This window comes from Plantactinospora sp. CNZ321, assembly GCF_004217235.1.
Genome location: NZ_SHKQ01000001.1, coordinates 5906784 through 5929713 on the forward strand (window position 1 = coordinate 5906784; position 22930 = coordinate 5929713).

The 22930-nt window shown below is 71.4% G+C and carries 18 protein-coding genes; 10 read left to right on the top strand and 8 right to left on the bottom strand.

Going from position 1 to position 22930, the window contains the following annotated elements:
- Positions 1-190 precede the first annotated feature (190 nt).
- Positions 191-1042 (top strand): DUF998 domain-containing protein, encoded by an 852-nt coding sequence (locus EV371_RS25460; protein ID WP_130464282.1) that lies wholly within the window; start codon positions 191-193, stop codon positions 1040-1042.
- 252 nt (positions 1043-1294) lie between these two features.
- Positions 1295-2596 carry a cation:dicarboxylate symporter family transporter gene (locus EV371_RS25465; protein WP_130466211.1) on the top strand — a complete coding sequence of 434 codons (1302 nt, stop codon included), beginning with the start codon at positions 1295-1297 and terminating at the stop codon, positions 2594-2596.
- Positions 2597-2669: 73 nt separating this feature from the next.
- Here the strand turns inward: EV371_RS25465 and EV371_RS25470 are convergent, their stop codons facing one another.
- The 5 genes from EV371_RS25470 to EV371_RS25490 all read right to left on the bottom strand — a co-directional run bounded on the left by EV371_RS25470 (position 2670) and on the right by EV371_RS25490 (position 7907).
- Complete coding sequence (locus EV371_RS25470) at positions 2670-3509, bottom strand: GNAT family N-acetyltransferase (RefSeq protein WP_130464283.1); 840 nt, start codon at positions 3507-3509, stop codon at positions 2670-2672.
- A gap of 82 nt (positions 3510-3591) precedes the next feature.
- Positions 3592-4620: a substrate-binding domain-containing protein gene (locus tag EV371_RS25475; protein ID WP_207230608.1), complete on the bottom strand. Its 1029-nt coding sequence runs from the start codon at positions 4618-4620 to the stop codon at positions 3592-3594.
- Positions 4621-4711: 91 nt separating this feature from the next.
- Positions 4712-5629, bottom strand: a complete 918-nt coding sequence (locus EV371_RS25480; protein WP_130464284.1) for a carbohydrate ABC transporter permease — start codon at positions 5627-5629, stop codon at positions 4712-4714.
- A gap of 1 nt (position 5630) precedes the next feature.
- Positions 5631-6560 (bottom strand): carbohydrate ABC transporter permease, encoded by a 930-nt coding sequence (locus tag EV371_RS25485; RefSeq protein ID WP_130464285.1) that lies wholly within the window; start codon positions 6558-6560, stop codon positions 5631-5633.
- 45 nt (positions 6561-6605) lie between these two features.
- Positions 6606-7907, bottom strand: a complete 1302-nt coding sequence (locus tag EV371_RS25490; protein ID WP_130464286.1) for an extracellular solute-binding protein — start codon at positions 7905-7907, stop codon at positions 6606-6608.
- A 182-nt stretch (positions 7908-8089) separates the two neighbouring features.
- Between EV371_RS25490 and EV371_RS25495 the strand changes: the two genes are divergently transcribed.
- From EV371_RS25495 to EV371_RS25530, 8 genes are all read left to right on the top strand, one after another.
- Positions 8090-10252 carry a beta-galactosidase gene (locus EV371_RS25495; RefSeq protein WP_130464287.1) on the top strand — a complete coding sequence of 721 codons (2163 nt, stop codon included), beginning with the start codon at positions 8090-8092 and terminating at the stop codon, positions 10250-10252.
- A 101-nt stretch (positions 10253-10353) separates the two neighbouring features.
- Positions 10354-10962 carry a dihydrofolate reductase family protein gene (locus EV371_RS25500; protein WP_130464288.1) on the top strand — a complete coding sequence of 203 codons (609 nt, stop codon included), beginning with the start codon at positions 10354-10356 and terminating at the stop codon, positions 10960-10962.
- Between the two features lie 197 nt (positions 10963-11159).
- Positions 11160-12764, top strand: a complete 1605-nt coding sequence (locus tag EV371_RS25505) for an arabinogalactan endo-1,4-beta-galactosidase (RefSeq protein ID WP_130464289.1) — start codon at positions 11160-11162, stop codon at positions 12762-12764.
- Between the two features lie 165 nt (positions 12765-12929).
- Positions 12930-14519: a glycosyl hydrolase 53 family protein gene (locus tag EV371_RS25510; RefSeq protein ID WP_130464290.1), complete on the top strand. Its 1590-nt coding sequence runs from the start codon at positions 12930-12932 to the stop codon at positions 14517-14519.
- A 265-nt stretch (positions 14520-14784) separates the two neighbouring features.
- Positions 14785-15387 (top strand): DUF4956 domain-containing protein, encoded by a 603-nt coding sequence (locus EV371_RS25515; protein WP_130464291.1) that lies wholly within the window; start codon positions 14785-14787, stop codon positions 15385-15387.
- Positions 15384-16250: a VTC domain-containing protein gene (locus EV371_RS25520; RefSeq protein ID WP_130464292.1), complete on the top strand. Its 867-nt coding sequence runs from the start codon at positions 15384-15386 to the stop codon at positions 16248-16250. The genes EV371_RS25515 and EV371_RS25520 overlap by 4 nt, the downstream gene beginning before the upstream one ends.
- A gap of 3 nt (positions 16251-16253) precedes the next feature.
- Complete coding sequence (locus EV371_RS25525; protein WP_486484786.1) at positions 16254-18359, top strand: CotH kinase family protein; 2106 nt, start codon at positions 16254-16256, stop codon at positions 18357-18359.
- Between the two features lie 166 nt (positions 18360-18525).
- The gene (locus tag EV371_RS25530; protein WP_130464293.1) at positions 18526-19098 is read left to right on the top strand and encodes a helix-turn-helix transcriptional regulator; all 573 of its coding nucleotides are present in this window, start codon (positions 18526-18528) and stop codon (positions 19096-19098) included.
- A 157-nt stretch (positions 19099-19255) separates the two neighbouring features.
- Here the strand turns inward: EV371_RS25530 and ispG are convergent, their stop codons facing one another.
- Genes ispG through dxr form a run of 3 tightly spaced genes read right to left on the bottom strand, consistent with a single transcriptional unit; the run spans position 19256 to position 22888 of the window.
- Positions 19256-20428, bottom strand: a complete 1173-nt coding sequence (gene ispG, locus EV371_RS25535; protein WP_130464294.1) for a flavodoxin-dependent (E)-4-hydroxy-3-methylbut-2-enyl-diphosphate synthase — start codon at positions 20426-20428, stop codon at positions 19256-19258.
- A 7-nt stretch (positions 20429-20435) separates the two neighbouring features.
- Positions 20436-21677 carry a site-2 protease family protein gene (locus EV371_RS25540; RefSeq protein WP_130464295.1) on the bottom strand — a complete coding sequence of 414 codons (1242 nt, stop codon included), beginning with the start codon at positions 21675-21677 and terminating at the stop codon, positions 20436-20438.
- Complete coding sequence (gene dxr, locus EV371_RS25545) at positions 21677-22888, bottom strand: 1-deoxy-D-xylulose-5-phosphate reductoisomerase (protein WP_130464296.1); 1212 nt, start codon at positions 22886-22888, stop codon at positions 21677-21679. Before dxr ends, EV371_RS25540 begins: the two co-directional genes overlap by 1 nt.
- Positions 22889-22930: the final 42 nt, after the last annotated feature.

Sequence of the window (22930 nt, forward strand, 5' to 3'; positions counted from 1 at the left end):
ACGACCTGTGCCCCCGGCAGGCAGCACCGGCGAACCGGCGGGTCGTGGTGATGGACCCACACTTTAGGGCCTGCCCAGCGGATCTTCTACCGGCGGCCCGGCGGCGGGATAGGTTTGGCCGCATGGCGCAGGCACAGTTCCTCCGGGAGACCGATGTCGATGGCCCGGTCGTCCGACCGGCCGCCGGGAGATGACCCGCCGGGAGGTCGAGGTGCCCCACCGGGAGGTCGAGGTAACCCGCCGGGATGTCGAGGTGCCCCGCCGGAAGGTTGAGGTGACCCGCCGGCAAGGTGCGGTGACCCGCGGGGAAGGTGCGGTGACCCGCCGGGAGGTTGGCGGCGTCCGCCGGCCGGCCGTCGCGCTCGCCGCCGCGACCTGCACGCTGCTCGGCACCGTCGCGGTGGCCGTCGCCGTGGCCGCCGGTCCGGCTTCGGAACTCGCCGCCTACGTCAGCGAGGCCGGCGCGTCGGGAAGTACGACGCTCTGGCCGTACCGGGTCGGGCTACTGGCCACCGCCGCCGGGCTGGTACTGCTCGGCGCGGCCCTGCCCGCCGCGTTGCGGCTGGCGGCCGGGCTGCTGGTGGCCAGCGCGGTCGCCACGGTGGTCTCGGCCGGGGTGAGCTGCCGCTCCGCCTGCCCGTTGCCGCCCTTCGACCAGGTGACCCTGGCCGACCTGGTGCACGGCGGCGCCAGCGTCGCGGCGGTGGCCGGCACGGTCTTCGCGATGCTGGCGGTGGCCGGGACGACCGGGGCGGCCCGGCCGCTGCGCCGGATCTCGGCGATCGCCGCCGCGGTCGCGCTGCCACTGTCGGCGGTCGCCGGCCTCGCCATGCTGCTGGTCGGCCGGAGCGTCCTGATGGGTGCGGTCGAACGGCTGCTCCTGCTCGACCTGGCCGGCTGGGCAGTCGCCACCGCGCTGACCATGGCGCTGACCCGGCCACCCGCCACGCTGGTCGTCTCCACACCCACGATCCCGAACCTCACTGACGGCGCCGCCGACCGGGAGCGGGATGGGCCACCGATGGGGAGCCTCAGCCGGTAGCTGTAAGGCGCCTCACGGAGACCTGTCCTTTCATTGCCGGCTGCGGCGTCGTATCGTCTCCTGACGATGACCAACGTCTGGTTTCTGACCGTGCGCCTCTATGTCGATCTGCGACTACAGGCCAGCGGCTGCTGTCTCGGCTGACCCGTCCCGCCGACCGCAGACCGCAGATCCGGCGTGCCCCCGGCCAGCAGACCGCGCCGCCGGATCCAGATGTAGGGATTCCGTTCGATGACTTCGGTATTCTCCGCCATTCGCAAGATTCCATTTTCCGCACAGATCCTCGCCGGTCTGGTCCTCGGCATCGCGCTCGGCTACCTGGCCCGGGCCGCCGACATCTCCTGGCTCGGCACCACCCTCGACGAGATCGGTGGCATCTTCGTCCAGCTGCTGCGGCTCGCCGTACCGCCGCTGGTCTTCACCGCCCTGGTGGTCAGCGTGGTCAGCCTGCGCGGGGTGGCCAACGCCGCCCGGCTGGCCCTGAAGACCCTGCTCTGGTTCGGCATCACCGCGCTGATCGCGGTCACCGTCGGTATCGGGCTGGGCCTGCTGACCAACCCGGGCCGGGGCGTCACCCTGGACGTCGCCGGTGCCCAGGCACCGGAGCGGACCGGCTCGTGGACCGACTTCCTCACCGGCATCATCCCGGAGAACCCGGTCGGCGCGTTCGTCGAGAACAACGTGCTCCAGATCGTCTTCCTGGCCGTGGTCGCCGGGGTCGCGTCACTGCTGGTCGGCGCCGCCGCCGAGCCGTTCGTCAACGTCAACAGGGCGCTGCTGGCGATCACCCACAAGGCGCTCTGGTGGCTGATCCGGCTCGCGCCGATCGGCACCCTCGGGCTGATCGGGCACGCCGTCGAGGCGTACGGGTGGGACCTGCTGGCGCCGCTGGCCAAGTTCACCACCGCCGTCTACGTCGGCTGCGCGATCGTGCTGCTGGTGGTCTACCCGCTGGTGCTGATCGTCGCCGGCAGGCTCAACCCGCTGCGCTTCTACGCCGGCACCTGGCCCGCGATCGAGCTGGCCTTCGTCTCCCGCTCGTCGGTCGGCACCATGCCGGTGACCCAGCGCTCGGTGGAACGGATCGGCGTGCCGCGCGAGTACGCGGCGTTCGCCGTGCCGTTCGGCGCGACCACCAAGATGGACGGCTGCGCCGCCATCTACCCGGCCCTCGCCGCGATCTTCGTCGCCCAGGTCTTCGGGATCGGCCTGAGCCCGCTCGACTACCTGCTGATCGCCTTCGTCTCGGTGGTCGGCTCGGCCGCGACCGCCGGGCTGACCGGGGCGCTGGTGATGCTCACCCTGACCCTGAGCACGCTGGGCCTGCCACTGGCCGGGGCCGGTCTCCTGCTCGCCATCGACCCGATCCTGGACATGATCCGCACCGCCACGAACGTCGCCGGGCAGGCGCTGGTGCCGACCGTGGTGGCCGCCCGGGAGGGCGTACTGGACCGGGCCGCGTACGACGCGGCCGGCCGCCGCGAACTGCTGGACGAGAACCCGCCCACCGACCACCCAACCCGCGACCCCGCCCCAGCCCCACAACCCGCCTGACGGTTGATCGTGGTCTTCTGCTGCCCCTGGAGGGGCAGCAGAAGACCACGATCCGTCTCCGGAACGGGGCAGCTCAGAACAGGACGGTGGCGAAGGTGCCGACCGAGCGGAATCCGCAACGCTCGTAGACCCGGCGGGCCGGGGCGTTGTAGTCGTTGACGTAGAGGCTCACCGTTGGGGCGACCCGGGCCAGCGCGTCCCGGACCACCGCCGCCATCGCGGCGACGCCGATCCCCCGCCCCCGCCAGGCCGGATCGACCCAGACCCCCTGGATCTGCGCGGTGCGCCGGGTGACGACCGCCAGCTCCGCCTTGAAGATCACCTGGCCGTCGACGATCCGGGCGTACGCCCGGCGGGCCCGGACCAGTTCGGCGACCCGCTGCCGGTACGCCCGCCCGCCATCCTCGGCCAGCGGCGAGACTCCCACCTCCTCGGTGTACATCGCCACCGCCGCCGGGAAGAGCGCCTCGATCTCGCCTGCCCGGACCGGATGCACGTCCGGGTCCGGCGCCACCCGCGGCACCGCCCCGGTGGCCAGCAGCGGCTGGTTCGGGCGTACGTCCCGAGCCGGTCCCCACCGCCCGGAGAGCCGCTCCCAGAGCCCGAGTACCCCCTCGGCCCGCCCCACGATCGACGAGCAGGTGCGTTCCTCGGCACCGAGCGCCTCGGCGAAGGCGGCGATCGCCGCTGCACCGGCGCAGACCGGGGTGACCTGGCCGCCCAGCCAACAGACTGCTTCGAGGTTGTCCCGCGAGCCGTAGCCGAGCACCCGGCCGTCCGCCCGCCACCAGGACAGACCGTTCGCGGCGACCCGCTCGGCCACCTGCGCGGCGGCGAAGGGGTCGTGGTCGAGGATCCGCTCCACCGCGCCGCGTTCGGCCTCTCCGAGCTGGCGTACCGGCACCATCAGCACGCCCTCCAGCGTGCCAGATCATCGGCCACGGAACGGGCCGGATCACCGCGCCGGCTCCGGGCGGGTCCGGACACCCCGGCCGTTACGCGGACTCCCGGATCACCAGCTCGGTGGGGAGGATGACCGCGGCGTGCGAGTCGCCGGCCAGGTGGCCGAGGAGCAGCCGGACCATCTCGGCGCTGATCCGCGCCCACGGCTGCCGGACGGTGGTGAGGCGGGGTACGGAGGTGGTGGCGACCTTCGAGTCGTCGAAGCCGCCGACCGCGACGTCGTCCGGTACCCGCTTGCCGGCCCGGTGCAGCGCGGCGATCGCGCCGGTGGCCATCAGGTCCGAGCTGACGAAGACGGCGTCCAGCTCCGGCACCTGGCGCAGCAGCCGCTCCATCGCCGCCTCACCGCCGTCGTGGGTGTAGTCGCCGGTCACCACCAGCCGGGGGTCGGTCTCGCCCAGCACGTCGTGGTAGCCGGCGAGCCGGTCCACCCCGCCGGAGGTGTCCAGCGGGCCGGTGATGGTGCCAATGGTCCGGTGCCCCCGGGACCGCAGGTAGCTGACCATCTGCCGGGCGCCGCCCCGGTCGTCGGCGGCCACGTAGCTGACGTCGGAGTCCCGGCCGAGCGGGCGGCCGACGACGACGAACGGCAGGCCCCGGGAGTCCAGCTCGTCCAACAGCGGGCTGCCGGCGTGGGTGGAGACCACCAGTGCGCCGTCCACGTGGCCTGCGGTGACGTACCGGCCGACCCGCTTGCGGTCCTCCTGGGTGCCGGCGATCGTCAGCAGCAGCGTGATGTCGTGCTCGGCCAGCTCCTGGGTGCAGCACCGGAGCAGGATGTTGAAGTTCGGGTCCTCGAAGAGCCGGTCCTGCGGCTCGGAGAGGATGAACGCCACCGAGTCCGAGCGCTGGGTGACCAGGCTCCGGGCATGCTGGTTGAGCACGTAACCGGTCTTGCGGATCGCCCGCCGGACGGCCTCCAGGGCCGGGCCGCTGACGTTGTGCCCGCCGTTGAGCACCCGGGAGACGGTGCCCCGGGAGACGCCGGCCACCGCCGCCACGTCGTCCATGGTCGGGCGGGGCCTCGTCCGGCGGATACGGCTGCGATCAGGCGCGGTCACCCTGTCATTGTCCCCGCGCCGGCAGCCGGCGGCGGCACCGGAGCTTGTGACACAGCTCGCCCCGGTTCCGCCGCCGTCCCGAGACAACCCGCTACGCCTTGGTCGACCCGGAGAGCAGGTCGATGCGCCAGTAGCGTTGCAGCGAGAGGAAGAGCGCCACCAGCGGGATGATCGACAGCAGCGACCCGGCGATCACCAGCCGGTAGAGCGCCGGCTGGGTGTTGCCCTGGTTGAGCAGCGTGTAGAGGCCGAGCGTCACCGGGAACCGCTCGTCGTTGGCGAGCATGATGAACGGAAGCAGGAAGTTGTTCCAGATCGCCACGAACTGGAGCAGGAAGACGGTGATCAGGCCGGGCACCATCATCGGCAGCGCCACCCGGCGGAAGATGCCGATCTCGCTGGCGCCGTCCACCCGGGCCGCCTCGACCACCGAGTCCGGTACCGCCGCCGCCGCGTAGATCCGGGCCAGGTAGATGCCGTACGGGCTGATGATGCTGGGCAGCAGCACCGACCAGTACGTGTCGGTCAGCCCCACCTTGGCCAGCAGCAGGTACTGCGGCACGGCCAGCGTGATCCCCGGGACCAGCACCCCGGCCAGCAGCACGTTGAACACCACCGACCGGCCGGGGAACCGGAACTTGGCCAGGGTGTAGCCGCTCAGCCCGGAGACGGCGGCGGAGAGCGCCGCTCCGACCCCGGCGTAGAGCACGGTGTTCAGCATCCACCGCCAGAACAGCCCGTCCCGGTACGTCGACAGGTCGGTCACGTTCGCGATCAGCGCGTCGCCGGGGGCGAAGGTCGAACTGGTGAAGAGGGTGGCCGCGTCCTTGCTGGCGGCAACCACCACCCAGGCCACCGGCAGCAGGCAGTAGAACGCCCCGATCAGCAGGATCGCGGTCGGTACCAGCCGGGACAGCCGGCCGGGGCCCCGGCCACCGGCAGGGGTCGGGGCCGGCGGCCCGGGTGCGGCGAGCGTGGTCGGGGTGGTGACGGTGTCGGCTCCGGCCATCTCACTGCTCCTGTCCGAAGGCCCGCTTCTGCACCAGGCGCAGGAAGCCCAGCGACAGGACCAGGGTGATCGCGGCGATCAGCACCGAGGTGGCCGCGGCGGCGTACCGGTCGTCGGTGGCGAACGCGTCGCGGTAGATCTTCATCAGCGGGGTCCAGGTCGACGAGATCGAGTTGGTCATCGGCGCCAGCGTCATCGGCTCGCTGAACACCTGCAACGTGGCGATCATGGTGAACAGCGTGGTCATCACCAGGGCCGGGGCGAGCAGCGGGATCTTGATCCGGAGCGCGATCTGGATCTCGGAGCAGCCGTCGAGCCGGGCCGACTCGTACAGCTCCGGCGGGATGGCCCGGAGCGCGGTGTAGAGCACGATCATGTTGAAGCCGACACCGCCCCAGAGCGCGATGTTGACCACCGCGTAGAAGACGACGTCGGTGCCGAGCAGGTCCGGCTCGGGCAGCCCGAACCGGGCCAGCAGGTCGTTCAGCGGGCTGGTCGCCGGCAGGTAGAGGAAGCCCCAGAGCAGGCTGGCGATCACCGCCGGCACCGCGTACGGCAGGAAGATCGCGGTACGGCTGAACTGGGCGAGCTGGGCCCGGGGCCGGTCCAGCAGCAGGGCGAAGAGCAGCGCCAGCCCCAGCATGGTCGGCAGCAGCAGCGCCCCGTAGCCGAGCACCCGCAGCACCCCGGACCAGAGTTCGGAGTCGGTGACGGCGTTGCGGTAGTTCTCCAGCCCGGCGAAGACCTCGGTCCGGGAGCCCCGGCCGAGCCCCAGCCCGGAGATCCGGACCTTGCGCAGGCTCAGGTACCCCGCGTACCCGATCGGGGCGAGGAAGAAGGCGAGGAACAGGATCACCGCCGGGGCGAGGAAGACGTACGGGATTCCCGTACGCCTTCCCCGGCGGCGCACCCCGGGGGTGGCCGTGGGCATCGACTCTCCGTTCGGTCGGCCGGTCGGTCTTGCCTGCCCGGCTGGTCAGCCGGCGATGGTGAAGCCGTTCTTGCGCATGTCGTCCACGGTCGCGGTCTGCATCGCGTCGACCGCCGCGCCGAACGGCGTCTTGGCGGTGATCGCCTTGCCGAACGCGTCCTGGTACGCCTCGTAGGTGACGTTGACGTTCGGTCCCCAGGTGACCCCGGCGGCGGTGTCGGCGATCTGCTTGGCCAGCGGGTAGAAGTCCGCCTGGTTGGCGAAGAAGTCCGGCGGTGAGGCCAGCGCCGGGCCGGACTGGGCCTCCCGGGCCGCCGGGTAGACGGCGCACTCCCGGACCAGCATGGTGGTGGCGGCCGGGTCGGTGTTAAGCCAGGTGGCGAAGCGGACCGCCGCCGCCTTGTGCCTGGAGGCCTCGGTGACCCCGGTGGAGGAGCCGCCCCAGTTGCCGGTCCGGTTCTCACCGGCGCTCCACTGCGGCAGCGGGGCCATCGCCCACTTGCCCTTGGTGGCCGGCGCGTTGCCGACCAGTACGCCGGGGGCCCAGACCGCGCTCGGCCAGGCCAGCAGGGTGCCGTCATTGAGCGACTTGTTCCACTCCGGGGTGTACATCGGCTTGCCGTCGACCACGCCCTCGCCGACCAGCCCGCCCCAGTAGTCGGCGACCTTCTTGGTGCCGGCGTCGTTGACGGTGACCCGCCAGGACTCGCCGTCGATCCCCCACCAGTTCGCGCCGGCCTGCTGGGCCAGCCCGGCGAACCAGCCCGGGTCGTTGGCCGAGAAGGTGGTGAGGAAGTGCTTCTTCGTCTTGCCGCGCAGCGTACGGGCGGTCTGCGCGAACTCCTCCCAGGTCTTCGGCACGGTCAGCCCGAACTGCGCGAAGAGGTCGGTCCGGTAGTAGAGCATCATCGGCGCGGCGTCCTGCGGGATCGCGTAGACGGCGTCGGTGCCGAGGGTCACCTGCTGCCAGCTGCCCTCGGAGAACTTCTCCGCAAGCGGCTTGGCCTGCTCGGCGATGTCGGCCAGTACGTCGTTGCTGACCAGGGTGGGCAGCGACTGGTACTCGACCTGGGCGAGGTCGGGCGGGTTGCCCGCCTTGGCCGCGGTGAGCAGCTTGGTGACCATGTCGCCGCCACCGGCCTGCTTGCTGAGCGTCACCTTGGTCTCCGGGTTGTCGGCGTTCCACCGGTCGACCAGCTTCTCGATGTTGGGCGCCCAGGACCAGAAGGTCAGCTCGACCGGGCCGGCCGGCTCTGCCGGGTCGTCGTTCGCATTGGACGTGCAGGCGGCGACCAGGCTGGCGCCGAGAGCCACCGCCAGGATCTTCGCGCCGAGCGTACGGGTCATCTCAACCTCTCAGTTTCCGTGGTGTCATCGGCTCGTGATCGACCAGAAACAACTGGGAGCGCTCACAGTCTTGGACCCTGGATCGATCATGTCAAGACACGGTTTGGCACTTGTTTACCTTGTAGATCGGTGTGCAATCATGCCCACTACCGTTGGGAGCGCGCACAGTTCGGAGATCCCGCATGAGTCAGACCCCGCACCTTGTGGTAGCCACCGAGGACGTTGCCGGCCGGGCCGGACCGCTGCCCCGGCTGGCCCGCCTGGCGTACGGCGGCGACTACAACCCGGAGCAATGGCCGGAATCCGTCTGGGCCGAGGACGTCGAGCTGATGCGGGTCGCCGGGGTGAACCTGGTCAGCGTCGGGATCTTCTCCTGGGCCCTGCTGGAACCGGCCGAGGGTCGGTTCGAGTTCGGCTGGCTCGACCGGCTGCTCGACCTGCTGCACGACGGCGGGATCGGCGTCGACCTGGCCACCCCGACCGCCGCACCGCCGGCCTGGTTCCGCCGCCGCCACCCGCAGGCCCGGCTGGTGGACCGGCACGGCGTGCCGCAGGGCGGGGGCGCCCGACAGTCGTTCTGCCCCAGCTCACCCGCGTACGCCGAGGCCAGCGCGCGGATCACCGAACAGCTCGCCCGCCGCTACGCCGACCACCCCGCGCTGGTGCTGTGGCACTCGCACAACGAGTACGGCGGCGTCAACGCGCTCTGCTACTGCGCCACCTCGGCCGAGGCGTTCCGGGACTGGCTGCGTGACCGGTACGGCGGCGACCTGGACCGGCTCAACGCGGCCTGGGGCACCACGTTCTGGGGCCAGCGGTACGCCGACTGGGCGGAGATCGAGCCGCCGCTCGCCGCGCCGACCGCGGTGAACCCGGCCCAGCAGCTCGACTTCCTGCGCTTCTCCTCCAACGCGCACCTGACGAACTTCCGGCGGGAGCGGGACATCCTGCACCGGCTCTCCCCCGGCGTGCCGGTGACCACCAACTTCATGATCGCCAACTGCAAGACGATCGACTACTGGCGCTGGGCCGCCGAGGTGGACGTGATCTCCAACGACCACTACCTGCGGGCCGAGGAACCGGACAACCACATCGAGCTGGCGATGTGCGCCGACCTGACCCGGGGGGTAGCCGGGGGTCGGCCGTGGCTGCTGATGGAGCACGCCACCTCGGCGGTGAACTGGCAGCCCCGCAACATCGCCAAGCGCCCCGGCGAACTGCGCCGCAACAGCCTGGCCCACCTGGCCCGGGGCGCCGAGTCGGCGCTCTTCTTCCAGTGGCGGGCGTCCCGGTTCGGCGCCGAGAAGTTCCACAGCGCGATGCTGCCGCACGGCGGCACCGACACCCGGATCTGGCGCGAGGTGGTGGCGCTCGGCGCCGAGTTGCCCAGCCTCGAACCGCTGCGCGGCACCCGGGTGGTCGCCGACGCGGCGGTGCTCTGGGACTGGGAGTCCTGGTGGGCCGTTGAGCTGGACTGGCGGCCCTCGGTCGACCTGGACTACCGGGAGCGGATGGCGGCCTGGTACGAGCGGCTCTGGCGGGACCGGATCACCGTGGACTTCGCCCACCCGGAGCGGGCACTCGACGGCTACCCGCTGGTCGTCGTACCGAGTCTCTACCTGACCACGCCGGCCGCGGCGGAGAACCTGCGCCGGTACGTGGCGGGCGGTGGGACGCTGCTGGTCTCGTACTTCTCCGGGATCGTGGACGCCGACGACACCGTGCATCCCGGCGGCCATCCCGGTGCGCTGCGCGACCTGCTCGGGCTGACCGTGGAGGAGTTCCTGCCGCTGCGCTCCGGCGAGACGGTCCGGCTCGTCGAGACGGTGACGGCCGGGCCGGCCAGGGCTGGGACGACCGGGCCGACCGAGGCCGGGCCGACCGGGCCGACCGGGACGACCGGGCCGACCGGGGCTGGGACGACCGGGGCGACGGCGGGCGCGGAGATCAGCGCGGACGTCTGGGCGGAGGTGGTGGTGCCGCAGGGCGCCACGCCGGTGTGGAGCTATCGGGACGGTCCGGCCGCCGGTGGACCGGCGGTCACCCGGCACGCTCTCGGTGCCGGCCACGCCTGGTACGTCTCCACCCGGCTGGATACCGCCGGGCTGGCCCCGGTGCTCCGGGCGGCGTACCGGGACGCGGGCCTGGTCCCGCCGGACGGGGTGCCGGACGGGGTCGAGCTGGTCCGGCGCGCGGGTGCGGACGGCAGCCGGTTCCTGGTCGCGATCAACCACGCCGACCGCGACGCGGAACTGCCGGCCAGCGGCACCGACCTGGTCGACGGCACCGTCCACGATCGAGTGCTCCGGGTGCCGGCCGGCGGCGTACGGGTGCTGCGCACCTGATCCAGCGGTCGTGTCCCGTCCGTTGTCGATGTCGGGGCGGCTCGTTCGTCTAGCTGGTGACGGGCCGGCGACGGACTGGCCCTGGAGGCGGGGAGAGCACGATGGGAAAGCTCGTTGTGGTGGTGAACGTGACGCTCGACGGGGTCATGCAGGCACCGGGCGGGACGGACGAGGACACCCGGGGTGGCTTCCGGCACGGCGGTTGGGCCACCCCGTACGCCGACCACGTCATGGCGGAGACGATGGGCCGGGGCATGCGTGCGGACGGCGCGTTGCTCTTCGGCCGCCGCACGTTCGAGAAGTTCTGTGGCTACTGGCCGAGGCAGACCGACGGCAACCCGTACACCGAGGTCCTCAACCGCAAGCACAAATACGTCGCCTCGCGGAGCCTGGCCGAGCCTCTGCCCTGGCAGAACTCGTCCCTGCTGAAGGGTGACGCGACCGCGGCGGTGGCCGCGCTCACGCGCGAGGTCGAGGGCGACCTGGTCGTGCTCGGCAGCGGCGAGCTGGTGCGGTCGCTGGCCGGGGCCGGCCTGGTCGACATCTACACACTGTCGATCCACCCGATCACACTCGGCTCCGGGACGAAGCTGTTCGCCGAGGGCGAGACGGGGTACGACACACTGGAGCTGGTCGATGCCGTTCCGACCACGACCGGGGTGATCATCGCGACGTACCAGCGGCGGCGGCGAGCGTCGGAGACCTCTTGACATCGTTGGATGCGGATGGTTCTGTGAGCGCTCACAGGAGCAATCGCTCGCCATCCGCCTAAATCCAGCGTTATTGCAGCCAGCACCGGCAAACTTCGGGTTGTGAGCGCTCCCAATCACGGCGCTGGTGGGCGAGGTCGAGGCCCTGGCGGAGCCGCCTGGGCCCCTTGGTCGAGTCCACCGAGGAGCGTTTGTCGATGCAGCAGCCAAGAGTCGCCTCCGCCGCCGTCGCGCTGATCGCCACCGTCGTCGTGGCCCAGCCATCCCCGGCGGCGGCCGGAACCGGCACCGGGTTCTCCGTGCCGACGGCAACCGTGCCATCGGGAACCGTGCGGAACCCGGGTTTCGAGGCGGCCGGCCCGGACGGCTCGCCCGTCGGCTGGTCCGAGCGGGGCCAGCGGTCCGCCAGCTACGTCGAGCCGGGCGGCCGGTCAGGCGGGAACCGGCTCACCCACTGGGCCGACCGGTCGTACCGGGTGGAGACCGTCCAGCGGCTCACCGGGCTGCGCCGGGGCGACCACACCCTGCGGGTCTCGGTGCGGGCCAGCGGCGGCCAGCGCGACGCGTACGTCTCGCTCACCGGCTGCGGCGGGCCGGGCCGCCGCGTCGACCTGCCCCGCACCGGCGCCGAGTGGTGGGTGGAGGTGGCCCTGACCACCCGGGTCAGCACCGGCCGCTGCACCGTGGCGCTGGTCTCCGACGGCCACGCCGGGGACTGGGCGCACTTCGACGACCTGACGCTACGCCCGGCCACCCGGCCGGCCGGCGCCCCCGCGCTACGCATCGCCGGAGCCGACGTCTCGCACCTGACCAAGAACGAGCACCACGGCGCGGTCTACCGCGACCACCGGGGACGGCCCGGCGACGCGCTGCGGATCCTCGCGGAGAACGGCGTCAACTACGCCCGGCTGAAGGTCTGGGTCGACCCGGCCGACGGGTTCAGCGACAAGGCGGACGTGCTGGCCAAGGCGCGCCGGGCAAAGGCGCTCGGGATGGGCCTGCTGGTCGACTTCCACTACTCCGACACCTGGGCCGACCCGGGCAAGCAGTTCAAGCCCGCCGCCTGGGCGGAGCTGCCCTTCGACCAGCTCCGTAAGGCGCTCTACGACCACACCTACGACGTGGTGTCCAGCCTGCGCCGGCAGGGCACCCCGGCCGACATGGTGCAGGTCGGCAACGAGATCAACGGCGGGCTGCTCTGGCCGGACGGGCGCTGGGACAACTGGGACGGGCTGGCGGCGCTGCTCACCGCCGCCAGCACCGCGGTCACCGACGCCTCGCCACGCAGTCGGGTCGCGCTGCACCTGGCCGAGGGTGGCAACAACGGCGGGCACCGGTGGTGGTTCGACAACGCGGTCAGCCGGGGCGTGCCGTTCGACCTCGTCGCCGTCTCGCACTACACGTACTGGCACGGCCCACTCGGTTCGCTCCAGGCCAACCTCCTCGACCTCACCGCCCGGTACGGCAAGCCGGTGCTGATGGTGGAGACCGGGTACGGCTTCACGCTGGCCGAGAACGACCACGAGACCAACATCTTCAACGCCTCGCTGCAACAGGCCGGCGGCTATCCGGCCACGCCCGCGGGGCAGGCCGACGCGATCCGCGACATGGTCACCACCGTCGCCGCCGTCCCCGGTGCGCTCGGCGTCTTCTACTGGGAGCCGACCTGGACCGCGGTCGCCGGAGCCGGCTGGGATCCGGCCGACCCGACCTCCGGGGACGGCTGGGAGAACCAGGCACTCTTCGACTACTCCGGCCGGGCCCTGCCCGGACTGCGGGTACTCGGCGACGCCGCCAGATGAACGCGACGCCACCCGATGAACGGACGCCACCCGATGAACGCGGCGCCGCCAGATGAACGCCAGGTGGGCCGGCGTACCGCCGCGACGCCGACGGCATCCGACCTGCCGGCCGGCGTACCAGCGCGGGTACGCCGGGCACCCATCCCCTCGACGGAAGGAAGTCCCATGAGCGGTCCGTCCCATCCGCTCCGTACGGCAGCCGCCGCTCTCGGCGCCGTACTGCTCGCCACCGGCCTGGTCGCCGGCCCCGCCCCGAGCCCCGTCCGCGCCGCCGCCACCATCAGCAACCCGGGCTTCGAGTCCTCCGGTGCCAGCCAGAGCCCGCCCGGCTGGTCCGAGTCGTCCGGCTCGGGCCAGCAGAGTGCCAGCTTCACCGAGGCCGGCGGGCGGTCCGGCAACTACCGCCTGTCGCACTGGGCCTCCGGCGCCTACCGGGTGGAGACCTACCAGCAGCTCACCGGGCTCGGCTCCGGGTCGTACACGCTGCGGGCCTGGGTCCGCTCCGGTGGCGGCCAGGTCGCCGCGTACCTGGCGCTGCGCAACTGCGGCGGCGCCGAGCAGCGAACCAACATCCCGACCACCTCCACCTGGACCCAGGTATCGGTGACCGCCCAGGTCACCAGCGGGCAGTGCACCGCCGCAGTGGTCTCCGACGCCCGGGCCGGCAACTGGATCAACGTGGACGACGTCGAGTTCACCGGCGGCGGCACCGGCAACCCGGGCGGGGGCGTCCCTATCCGCGGCGTCGACATCTCCACCCTGCTCAAGAGCCAGGACCGCGGCGGCGTCTACCGGGACGCGGCCGGCACCGAGCGGGACCCACTGCAACTGCTCACCGCGAACGGGGTCAACTACGCCCGACTGAAGGTCTGGGTCAACCCGGCCGACGGCTACAACAACAAGGCCCGGGTGCTGACCATGGCCAGCCGGATCAAGGCCCGGGGGATGCGGCTGCTGGTCGATTTCCACTACTCGGACAGCTGGGCCGACCCGGGCAAGCAGAACAAGCCCGCCGCGTGGAGCGGCTACAGCTTCAACCAGCTCCGGGACGCGGTCTACAACCACACGTACGACGTGCTGAACGCGCTGAGGGCGCAGGGTACGACGGCCGACATGGTGCAGGTCGGCAACGAGATCAACGACGGCATGCTCTGGCCGGACGGGCGCAGCAACAACTGGGCCAACCTGGCCGCCCTGCTGACCGCCGGCAGCAACGCGGTGAAGGCGGTGAACGGCTCGACCCAGGTGATGCTGCACCTGGCCGAGGGCGGCAACAACTCGCAGCACCGTTGGTGGTTCGACCAGGCCACCTCGCGAGGGGTGCCGTTCGACGTGATCGGGGTGTCGCACTACCTCTACTGGCACGGCTCCCTCGGCAGTCTCCAGGCCAACCTGAACGACCTCGCCTCCCGGTACGGCCGGCCGGTGCTGGTCGCCGAGACCGCGTACGGCTTCACCCTGAACGCCGACGACAGCGAGCCGAACATCTTCAACTCCTCGTTGCAGTCCGCCGGCGGCTATCCGGCCACCCCGCAGGGCCAGGCGGACGCGCTGCGGGCGGTCTTCGACGTCGTCCGCGCGGTGCCGAACGGGCGGGGCCTGGGGGTCTTCTACTGGGAGCCCACCTGGACGGCGGTGCCCGGCAACGGCTGGGACCCGACCAACCCGTCCTCCGGCAACGGCTGGGAAAACCAGGCGCTCTTCGACTACGGCGACCGTGCGCTGCCGGGTTTGGCGGTCTTCGGTTCGGTGTGACCCGGGTCGACCGGCCGGGACCGGTCGGCAGACCTGTGGCGGCTCCCCTCCGGCTGGTCCGGGCGGGAGCCGCCCTCGCGTGTTGGCGACGGGCGCCCGGTCGGCGGTGCCCGGGCACCCTCCCGTAGGATAGACGGCTGTAAATAAAACCCGTTACAAGCTGTTAGCGGTGGAGCGGACTCGGGATCGAAGTCCTTCAATGTAACCTGGTAGTCGGCGTCCGTTTACCAACCGGCCACCGGATGTATCCAGGAGGACAGGACCCATGCCCCAACTCGCCCTCTTTGCGGCGGACATCGTCGCAGTGACTCTGCTCGTGTTCGGGCTCTACTTTCCACGCCACCGGCGTCGCGACCTCGTCGCCGCGTACCTCGGCGTGAACATCGGGGTGATGGCGGTGGCGAGTTCGCTCGGCACCAGCAGCACCGGCACCGGCCTGGGTCTCGGTCTGGCGCTCTTCGGAGTGCTCTCCATCATCCGGCTCCGCTCCACCGAGCTCGACCAGCACGAGGTGGCGTACTACTTCTCGGCGCTGGCGCTCGGCATCCTCTCCGCTCTCGGCGGCGGTCCGGCGTGGCAGGTCCCGACCATGATGGCGCTGATCCTCGTGGTGATGTTCGTCGGCGACCATCCGCGACTGTTCCGCAACTACCGACGGCAGAGCATGTTCCTCGACTCGGCCATCACCGACCATGTCGCGCTGGTCGCCTACCTCGAACAGAAGCTCGGCGCCCGGGTCCACTCCGCCAGCGTCCAGCGCCTCGACCTGGTGAACGACACCACCCTGGTGGACGTCCGGTACTCGCACCCGTCGGTGCGGCAGGCGGTCCGTAACGTCCCGGTGACCAGCGGCGCGGTGCCACGATGACCACCGCCGTCGACTGCGCCCCACCGGCGCACCTGAAACCGATCTGCCTCGACGAGCTCACCGAACGGGCCGCGTTGCAGACCCGGGTGGACCGCAAGTACGTGCTGCCGGTCAGCGAGGCGCGGGACATCGTCGCCCAGGTCGGTCCGGACACCCTGGCCCTGGAGATCGACGGACGCCGCTGCTTCAGCTACCGCTCCGTGTACTTCGACACCCCGGAGCTGACCAGCTATCTGCTCACCGCCCAGCGCCGGCGTCGCCGGTTCAAGGTTCGCACCCGGACCTATCTGGACTCGGCGGAGTGCTGGCTGGAGGTGAAGACCCGGGGCCCCCGGGGCAACACCGTGAAGGACCGACTGCCGTACCAGCCGGACCACGAGACGAGCCTCTCGGCCGGGCGGCGGTTCGTCGAGGAGGTACTCGCGAGGGAGTCGATCGAGGTCGGGGACCGCGCCTTCGCCCCCGTCCTCGTCACCCGGTACCAGCGCAGCACGCTCTTCCTAACCGCGACGGTGAGCCGGGTGACCATCGACACCGAGCTGACCTGGGAGGGCGACACCGGTCCGCCGCTGCGGCTGCCGGGGCTGGCGGTGGTCGAGACCAAGACCGGCTCGACCGCGTCCTGCGTGGACCGCCTGCTCTGGGCGCGGGGTCACCGCCCGGTGCGGATCTCCAAGTACGCCACCGGGCTGGCCGCACTCCGGCCGGACCTGCCGTGCGCACCCTGGCGCCGCACCCTGCGCAGGCACTTCACCCTCCTCGGGGCCACCGACGGCCACCGAACCCACCCCGACGCCGAGCGGCCCGGCCCCAGCCTCGTGGCGAGCGCGGTCCGTCCCCCCACCAGCTCTGGAACGGAGTAGGAAATGCGCACACTCGGCTACTACCTGGCGGGCGCCCTGGTCGCCGCGGCGATGGGCCCGGCCCTGGGCCCCGCGCCGGGACCGGGCGGCGGGTCCGACCGTCCGGTGTCGGTCGCCCAGGACACGACGGCGGGCAGCGGCGGCGCGGCCGCCGGCGCACCGGCGAGCGGCCCCGCCGATCCGGCGGTGGCCCAGGCGGATCCGACCGGTGACATCACCTTCTCGGTGCCGAGCGGCACCTTCCAGGCAGAGGTCTCGGTCGCGCTGGGCAGCACGGTGAGCGGGGCGGAGGTCCGGTACACCACCGACGGCCAACCCCCCACGGCCAGCTCACCGGTCTACTCCGGAACCCCGCTGAGGTTCACCCGCACCACCCAACTGCGGGCCCAGGCGTACGTCGGCGGCGCCGCCACCGGCGAGCCCGGCACCGCCATGTACGTCGCCCGCGCGGTGAGCACCAACCACGACCTCCCGGTCCTGCTGCTGGACGCGTACGGTGCCGGGGCACCCGGGCGGGAGTACATCGACGCCGCCGTCATGCAGTTCTCCCCGGTGAACGGAACGACCTCGCTCTCCGCCGCGCCCAGCCTGGTCAGCCGGGGCGCCTTCCACCTGCGCGGACAGTCCAGCGCCATGTTCCCGAAGACGCCGTACCGGCTGGAGTTGCGGGACAACGCCGACGACGACGTCGACCTGCCGCTGCTGGGCATGCCGGCCGACTCCGACTGGGTGCTGCGCGGGCCGTACACCGACAAGGCGCTGATCCGGGACGCCTTCATGCACGGCCTGGGCCAGGACATGGGCCTGTACGCCCCGCGCTTCGCCTTCGCCGAGGTGTACGTGAACACCGACGCGCAGCCGGTGGCCACGAACGACTACCTCGGGGTCTACCTGATCATCGAGACCATCAAGAACTCGAAGAACCGGCTCGACCTGAAGCAACTCGACGAGGACGACATCACGCTGCCGAAGCTGACCGGCGGTTACATCTTCAAGTTCGAGTGGATGGCGGCGGAGGAGCCGATCCTGCCCTGCCAGGGCGCCGACGCGACCTGCTGGCACTACCTGGAGGTGGTCGACCCCGACCCGCTGCAACCCGAGCAGGCAGAATGGCTGCGGCAGCACATCCAGCAGTTCCACGACCTGTTGCGCAGTCCCGGGTTCGCCGATCCGGTGACCGGCTATTCGTCCTTCATCGACGTCGACTCCTTCGTCAACCAGCTCATCGTCAACGAGCTGAGCCGGGGCATGGACGCGTACCTGCGCAGCGCGTACTTCCACAAGGACCGGGACAGCAAGATCGTCGCCGGCCCGCTCTGGGACTTCGACCTGACGTTCGGGGTCGGTGGCTACTTCCAGAACGACCAGATTGCCGGCTGGCAGCACCAGCAAACCCGGTCCCCGAGTGCGAACGACTGGTTCCAGCGGCTGCTCCAGGACCCGGCCTTCGTCAACCGGGTCAAGGCTCGCTGGCAGCAGCTCCGCCAGGGGGTGCTCTCCAACGCCCAACTCCAGGCCCGGATCGACCGGTTGACCGCCCCGCTGACCGCCGCCGCACAGCGGAACTTCCAGCGCTGGCCGAACCTGAGCACCCGGATGCTCGGCCCGTTCTACACCCCGACCTCGCCGACCTGGCAGGGACAGGTGCAGTACATGCGGGACTGGATGTTCCAGCGGGCGGCGTGGCTGGACACCACCGGCGGCTGGGGCTCCGGCGGTCCGACCAATCCGCCGACGACTCCACCGACGACTCCGCCGGCCACCACCCGGCCGCCGACGCCGCCCGCCACCACTCCGCCGGCCTCGGGCCGCACGTGTACGGCGACCTACAGCGTCGTCGGCCAGTGGAACGGCGGCTTCCAGGCCAGCGTACGGGTCACCGCCGGCTCGGCCGCGATCACCGGCTGGCGGGTCAACTGGACGTACGCCAACGGCCAGACGGTCAGCCAGTCCTGGGAGGCGACGGTCACCACCAGCGGTGCCTCGGTGACCGCGACCAACGTCGCGTACAACGGGGCACTGGGTGCCGGTGCCAGTGCCACCTTCGGGTTCCTCGGCACCTGGAACGGCACCAACAGCCCGCCCACCCCGACGTGTACGGCGTCCTGACCCTCCGCAACTAGCGCAAAGCCCCTGCCGGCGCCGACCCCCTGGTCGGCGCCGGCAGCGTGTTCCGGGCCACCCCGCCGAGCCGACAGCCTGGAGCCAACCCGGTTGTCGTCGATAGCTTGGCGATATATCGTGAACGTATCAGCGACACTCAGAGGAGGCTCGGATGGGGTTTCACCGAGGGTTTCACCAGATGCAGGAGGGCCGGAGGCGAGGCTTCGGCTTCGGCTTCCCGCCGCCAGGACACGGTTACGGGCACGGCCGGGGCGGTGGCCGGGGACGTGGCGGCGGCCGGGGACGGCGGCCGAACGTCCGCGTCGCGGTGTTGGCGCTGCTGACCGAGCGGCCGATGCACGGCTACGAGATGATCCAGGAGTTGGACTCGCGCACCGGCGGTGCCTGGCGGCCGAGCCCGGGGTCGATCTATCCGACCCTGCAACTCCTGGAGGACGAGGGTCTGATCGCCGGCAGCACCGAGTCGGGCGGCGGGCGGCGGCGCTTCGGGCTCACCGAGGCCGGGCAGGCGGAGGCGGCCGCGGCGGCGGAGCAGCCACCGTGGGCCGAGTTCGCCCAGGACACCATCAACAGTTGGCACGACATCCGCGAGGCCGGCTTCCAGGCGATGAACGCACTGCGCCAGGTCATGATGACCGGTACGGACGACCAGCGGGAGCGGGCCGCCCAGGTGCTCGACGAGACCCGGCGCAAGCTGTACGCCATCCTCGCCGAGTCGGAGTAGGCGGAGCCGGCGGGTAAGCCGGACTGGCGGTCGGGCAACCGGGACGGTTCGCCGGACGGCGCTCAGTGCGCCGTCACGGTTGCCCGACGGCGGTCAGTGCACCGTCACGGTGGGCTTGACGGCGGTCAGTGCACCGTCACGGTGGGCTTGACGGCGGTCAGTGCACCGTCACGGTGGGCTTGACGACCATGTCGCGCAGTTCCTCGGGCAGTTCGGCACCCATCTCGTCGGCGAGCCGCACGGCCTCCTCGATCAGGGTCTCCACGATCTGCCCCTCGGGCACGGTCTTGATCACCTTGCCCTTGACGAAGATCTGCCCCTTGCCGTTGCCGGAGGCCACCCCGAGATCCGCCTCCCGCGCCTCGCCGGGACCGTTGACCACGCAACCCATCACCGCCACCCGCAGCGGCACCGGCAGCCCTTCCAGACCGGCGGTGACCTCCTCGGCCAGCTTGTAGACGTCGACCTGGGCCCGGCCGCAGGAGGGACAGGAAACGATTTCCAGCCCGCGCTCGCGCAGCCCCAGCGACTCCAGGATGGCCGAGCCGACCTTGATCTCCTCCACCGGTGGGGCGGAGAGCGAGACCCGGATGGTGTCGCCGATCCCCTCCGCGAGCAGCGCGCCGAACGCCACCGCCGACTTGACGGTGCCCTGGAACGCCGGCCCCGCCTCGGTCACCCCGAGGTGCAGCGGATAGTCGCACGCCTCGGCGAGCTGCCGGTACGCCCGGATCATCACCACCGGGTCGTTGTGCTTCACCGAAATCTTGATGTCCCGGAAGCCGTGCTCCTCGAAGAGCGAGCACTCCCAGAGCGCCGACTCGACCAGCGCCTCGGCGGTGGCCCTGCCGTACTTGGCCAGCAGGCGCTTGTCCAGCGAACCCGCGTTGACCCCGATCCGGATCGGCACCCCGGCCGCCGAGGCCGCCGCCGCGATCTCCTTGACCTTGTCGTCGAACTGCCGGATGTTGCCAGGGTTGACCCGGACAGCCGCGCAGCCGGCGTCGATCGCCGCGAAGACGTACCTCGGCTGGAAGTGGATGTCGGCGATCACCGGGATCTGCGACTTCTTCGCGATCGCGGGCAGCGCCTCCACGTCGTCCTGCGACGGCACCGCCACCCGGACGATCTGGCAGCCGGAGGCGGTCAGTTCGGCGATCTGCTGGAGCGTCGAGTTGACGTCGGCGGTCAGCGTGGTGGTCATCGACTGCACCGACACCGGCGCGCCGCCGCCGACCAGCACCGAACCGACCTTGATCTGTCGGCTGACCCGCCGGGTCGCCAGCGGTGGCGGCGGTACGGCGGGCATGCCGAGGCTGACGGCGGTCACTCTGTCTTCACCTCTGGATCAGGGTTATCGGATTGACCACGTCGGCGGTGATGGTGAGCAGGGTGAACGCGCCGCCGATCAGGATCAAAGCGTACGTTACGGGCATCAGCTTGAAGTAGTCGACCCGCCCGGGGTCGGGCTTGCCGAGCCGGGCGAAGAGCCAGGACCGGACCCGTTCGAACCAGGCGATGGCGATGTGCCCGCCGTCCAGCGGCAGCAGCGGAAGCAGGTTGAAGACGCCGATGAAGAAGTTCAGCGAGATGAAGAGGAGGACGAAGACCTCCCAGAGCCCGTGCTGGACCGCCTCGCCGCCGAGCCGGCTCGCCCCGACCACGCTGATCGGGGTGTCGATGTCACGCTTCTCGCCGCTGATCGCCTCCCAGAGGGCCGGGACCTTCTGCGGGAGCCGCTGGAGCGCCTTGACGGTGTTGACCGCCATCTGACCGGTGAAGTCGGCGGTGGCCCCGAAGGCACCGGCCGGGCTGTAGGTGATGACCGGCGGAGTGCCGAGCCCGACCCCCAGGGCCGAGACCGGGCCGACCGGGCCGTCCACCTGGTCCTGCGGCGGGCGCTGCACCTCGGCCAGGTTGACCCGGGTGCCCTGGCTCGCGCCGTCCCGCAGGTACGTCACCTCCACCGGCCCGGGCTTGGTCGCCCGGATGGCGTCCAGCATGTCGCCCCAGTTGGCCACCGGCATGGTGCCGATCGCGGTGATCACGTCACCGTCGCGGAGGTTGGCCTGGGCCGCCGGGCTCGCCAGGTCGCCGGGCTGGCAGGCCCGGGCCTCGTTCTCCTGAACCACACAGGGCGCGATCTCGATCCGGGCCGGCTCGTTGCGGATCTCGGCGGTGGTGGTCGGGTAGTCGGGGTTGGGCAGCCCCATGAAGATGGCGGCGAACCAGAGGGTGACGATGGCGAGGGTGAAGTGCGCCACCGAACCGGCGGCCATCACGGCGGTCCGCTTCCAGAGCGGGTAGCGCCACATCGCCCGGGGCTCGTCGGCCGGGTCGACGTCGTCGTCCTGCGGCGTCATGCCGACGATCTTGCAGAATCCGCCGAGCGGGATCGCCTTGACGCCATACTCGGTCTCACCCCGCCGGAACGACCAGATGGTGGGGCCGAAACCGACGAAATAGCGGGTGACCTTCATCCCGAACCGCTTGGCCACGAGCATGTGCCCGGCCTCGTGCAGGCTCACCGAGATCAGGATCCCCAGGGCGAATGCCACCACCCCGAGCAGATACAGCATCAGGCTCCTTCCACCGCTTCCGCGATGATCTCCTGGGCATGCGCCCGCGCCCAGGACTCGGCGGCGAGCACCTCCTCGACGTTACCCGGTTCGGCGAAATCCGGTGCCGCCTCCAACACCCGCTCCAGGGTGTCGACGATGCCGAGGAACGGCAGCCGGCCGGCGAGGAAGGCGGCGACGCACTCCTCGTTGGCCGCGTTGTAGATCGCCGGGCGGCAGCGGCCGACCGTACCCGCCTGCTTGGCCAGGCGTACGGCCGGGAACGCCGCCTCGTCCAACGGCTCGAAGCGCCAGCTCTGCGCCGCCGTCCAGTCGACCGCGGGGGCGGCCCCGGCGACCCGGTCCGGCCAGCCGAGGGCGAGTGCGATCGGCAGCCGCATGTCCGGCGGGCTGGCCTGGGCCAGCGTCGAGCCGTCGACGAACTCGACCATCGAGTGGATCATCGACTGTGGGTGCACCACCACGTCGATCTGGTCGTACGGCACGCCGAACAGCTCGTGGGTCTCGATCACCTCCAGCGCCTTGTTCACCAGGTTGGCGCAGTTGATCGTGACCACCGGCCCCATGTTCCAGGTGGGATGGGCCAGCGCCTGCTCGGGCGTGACCCGGGTCAGCTCCTCCCGCCGCCGGCCCCGGAACGGCCCGCCGCTGGCGGTGAGGATCAGTCGGCGCACCTCGGCCCGGGTGCCGCCGCGCAGGCACTGGGCCAGCGCCGAGTGCTCGGAGTCGACCGGCACGATCTGGTCCGGTCGCGCCATGGCGGCCCGGACCACCGGTCCCCCGGCCACCAGCGACTCCTTGTTGGCCAGCGCCAGGGTACGCCCGGCGCGCAGCGCCGCCAGGGTGGGCGCCAGCCCCCGCGAACCGACGACGCCGTTGAGCACGATGTCGCACGGCCACTCGGCCAGCTCGGTCATCGCGGCCGGCCCAGCAACGATCTTGGGAAGTTTGAAGTCGCCGCTGGCCCAGCCCCGCTTGGTGGCCTCGGCGTAGAAGGCCAGTTGCAGGTCCTGGGCGGCGGACGACCTGGCCACCCCGACCGCCTCGACCCCCAGTTCGAGGGCCTGGGCGGCGAGCTGGGCCACGTTGCCGCCACCGGCACCGAGCGCGACCACCCGGAACCGATCCGGGTTGCGCCGGACGATGTCGATCGCCTGGGTGCCGATCGAGCCGGTCGAACCGAGCAGGACGATCTCGCGCGGAGAACTCACCCCGCCATTCTTGCGGACCGGCTCCGGGCCTCCGCCGGGAGC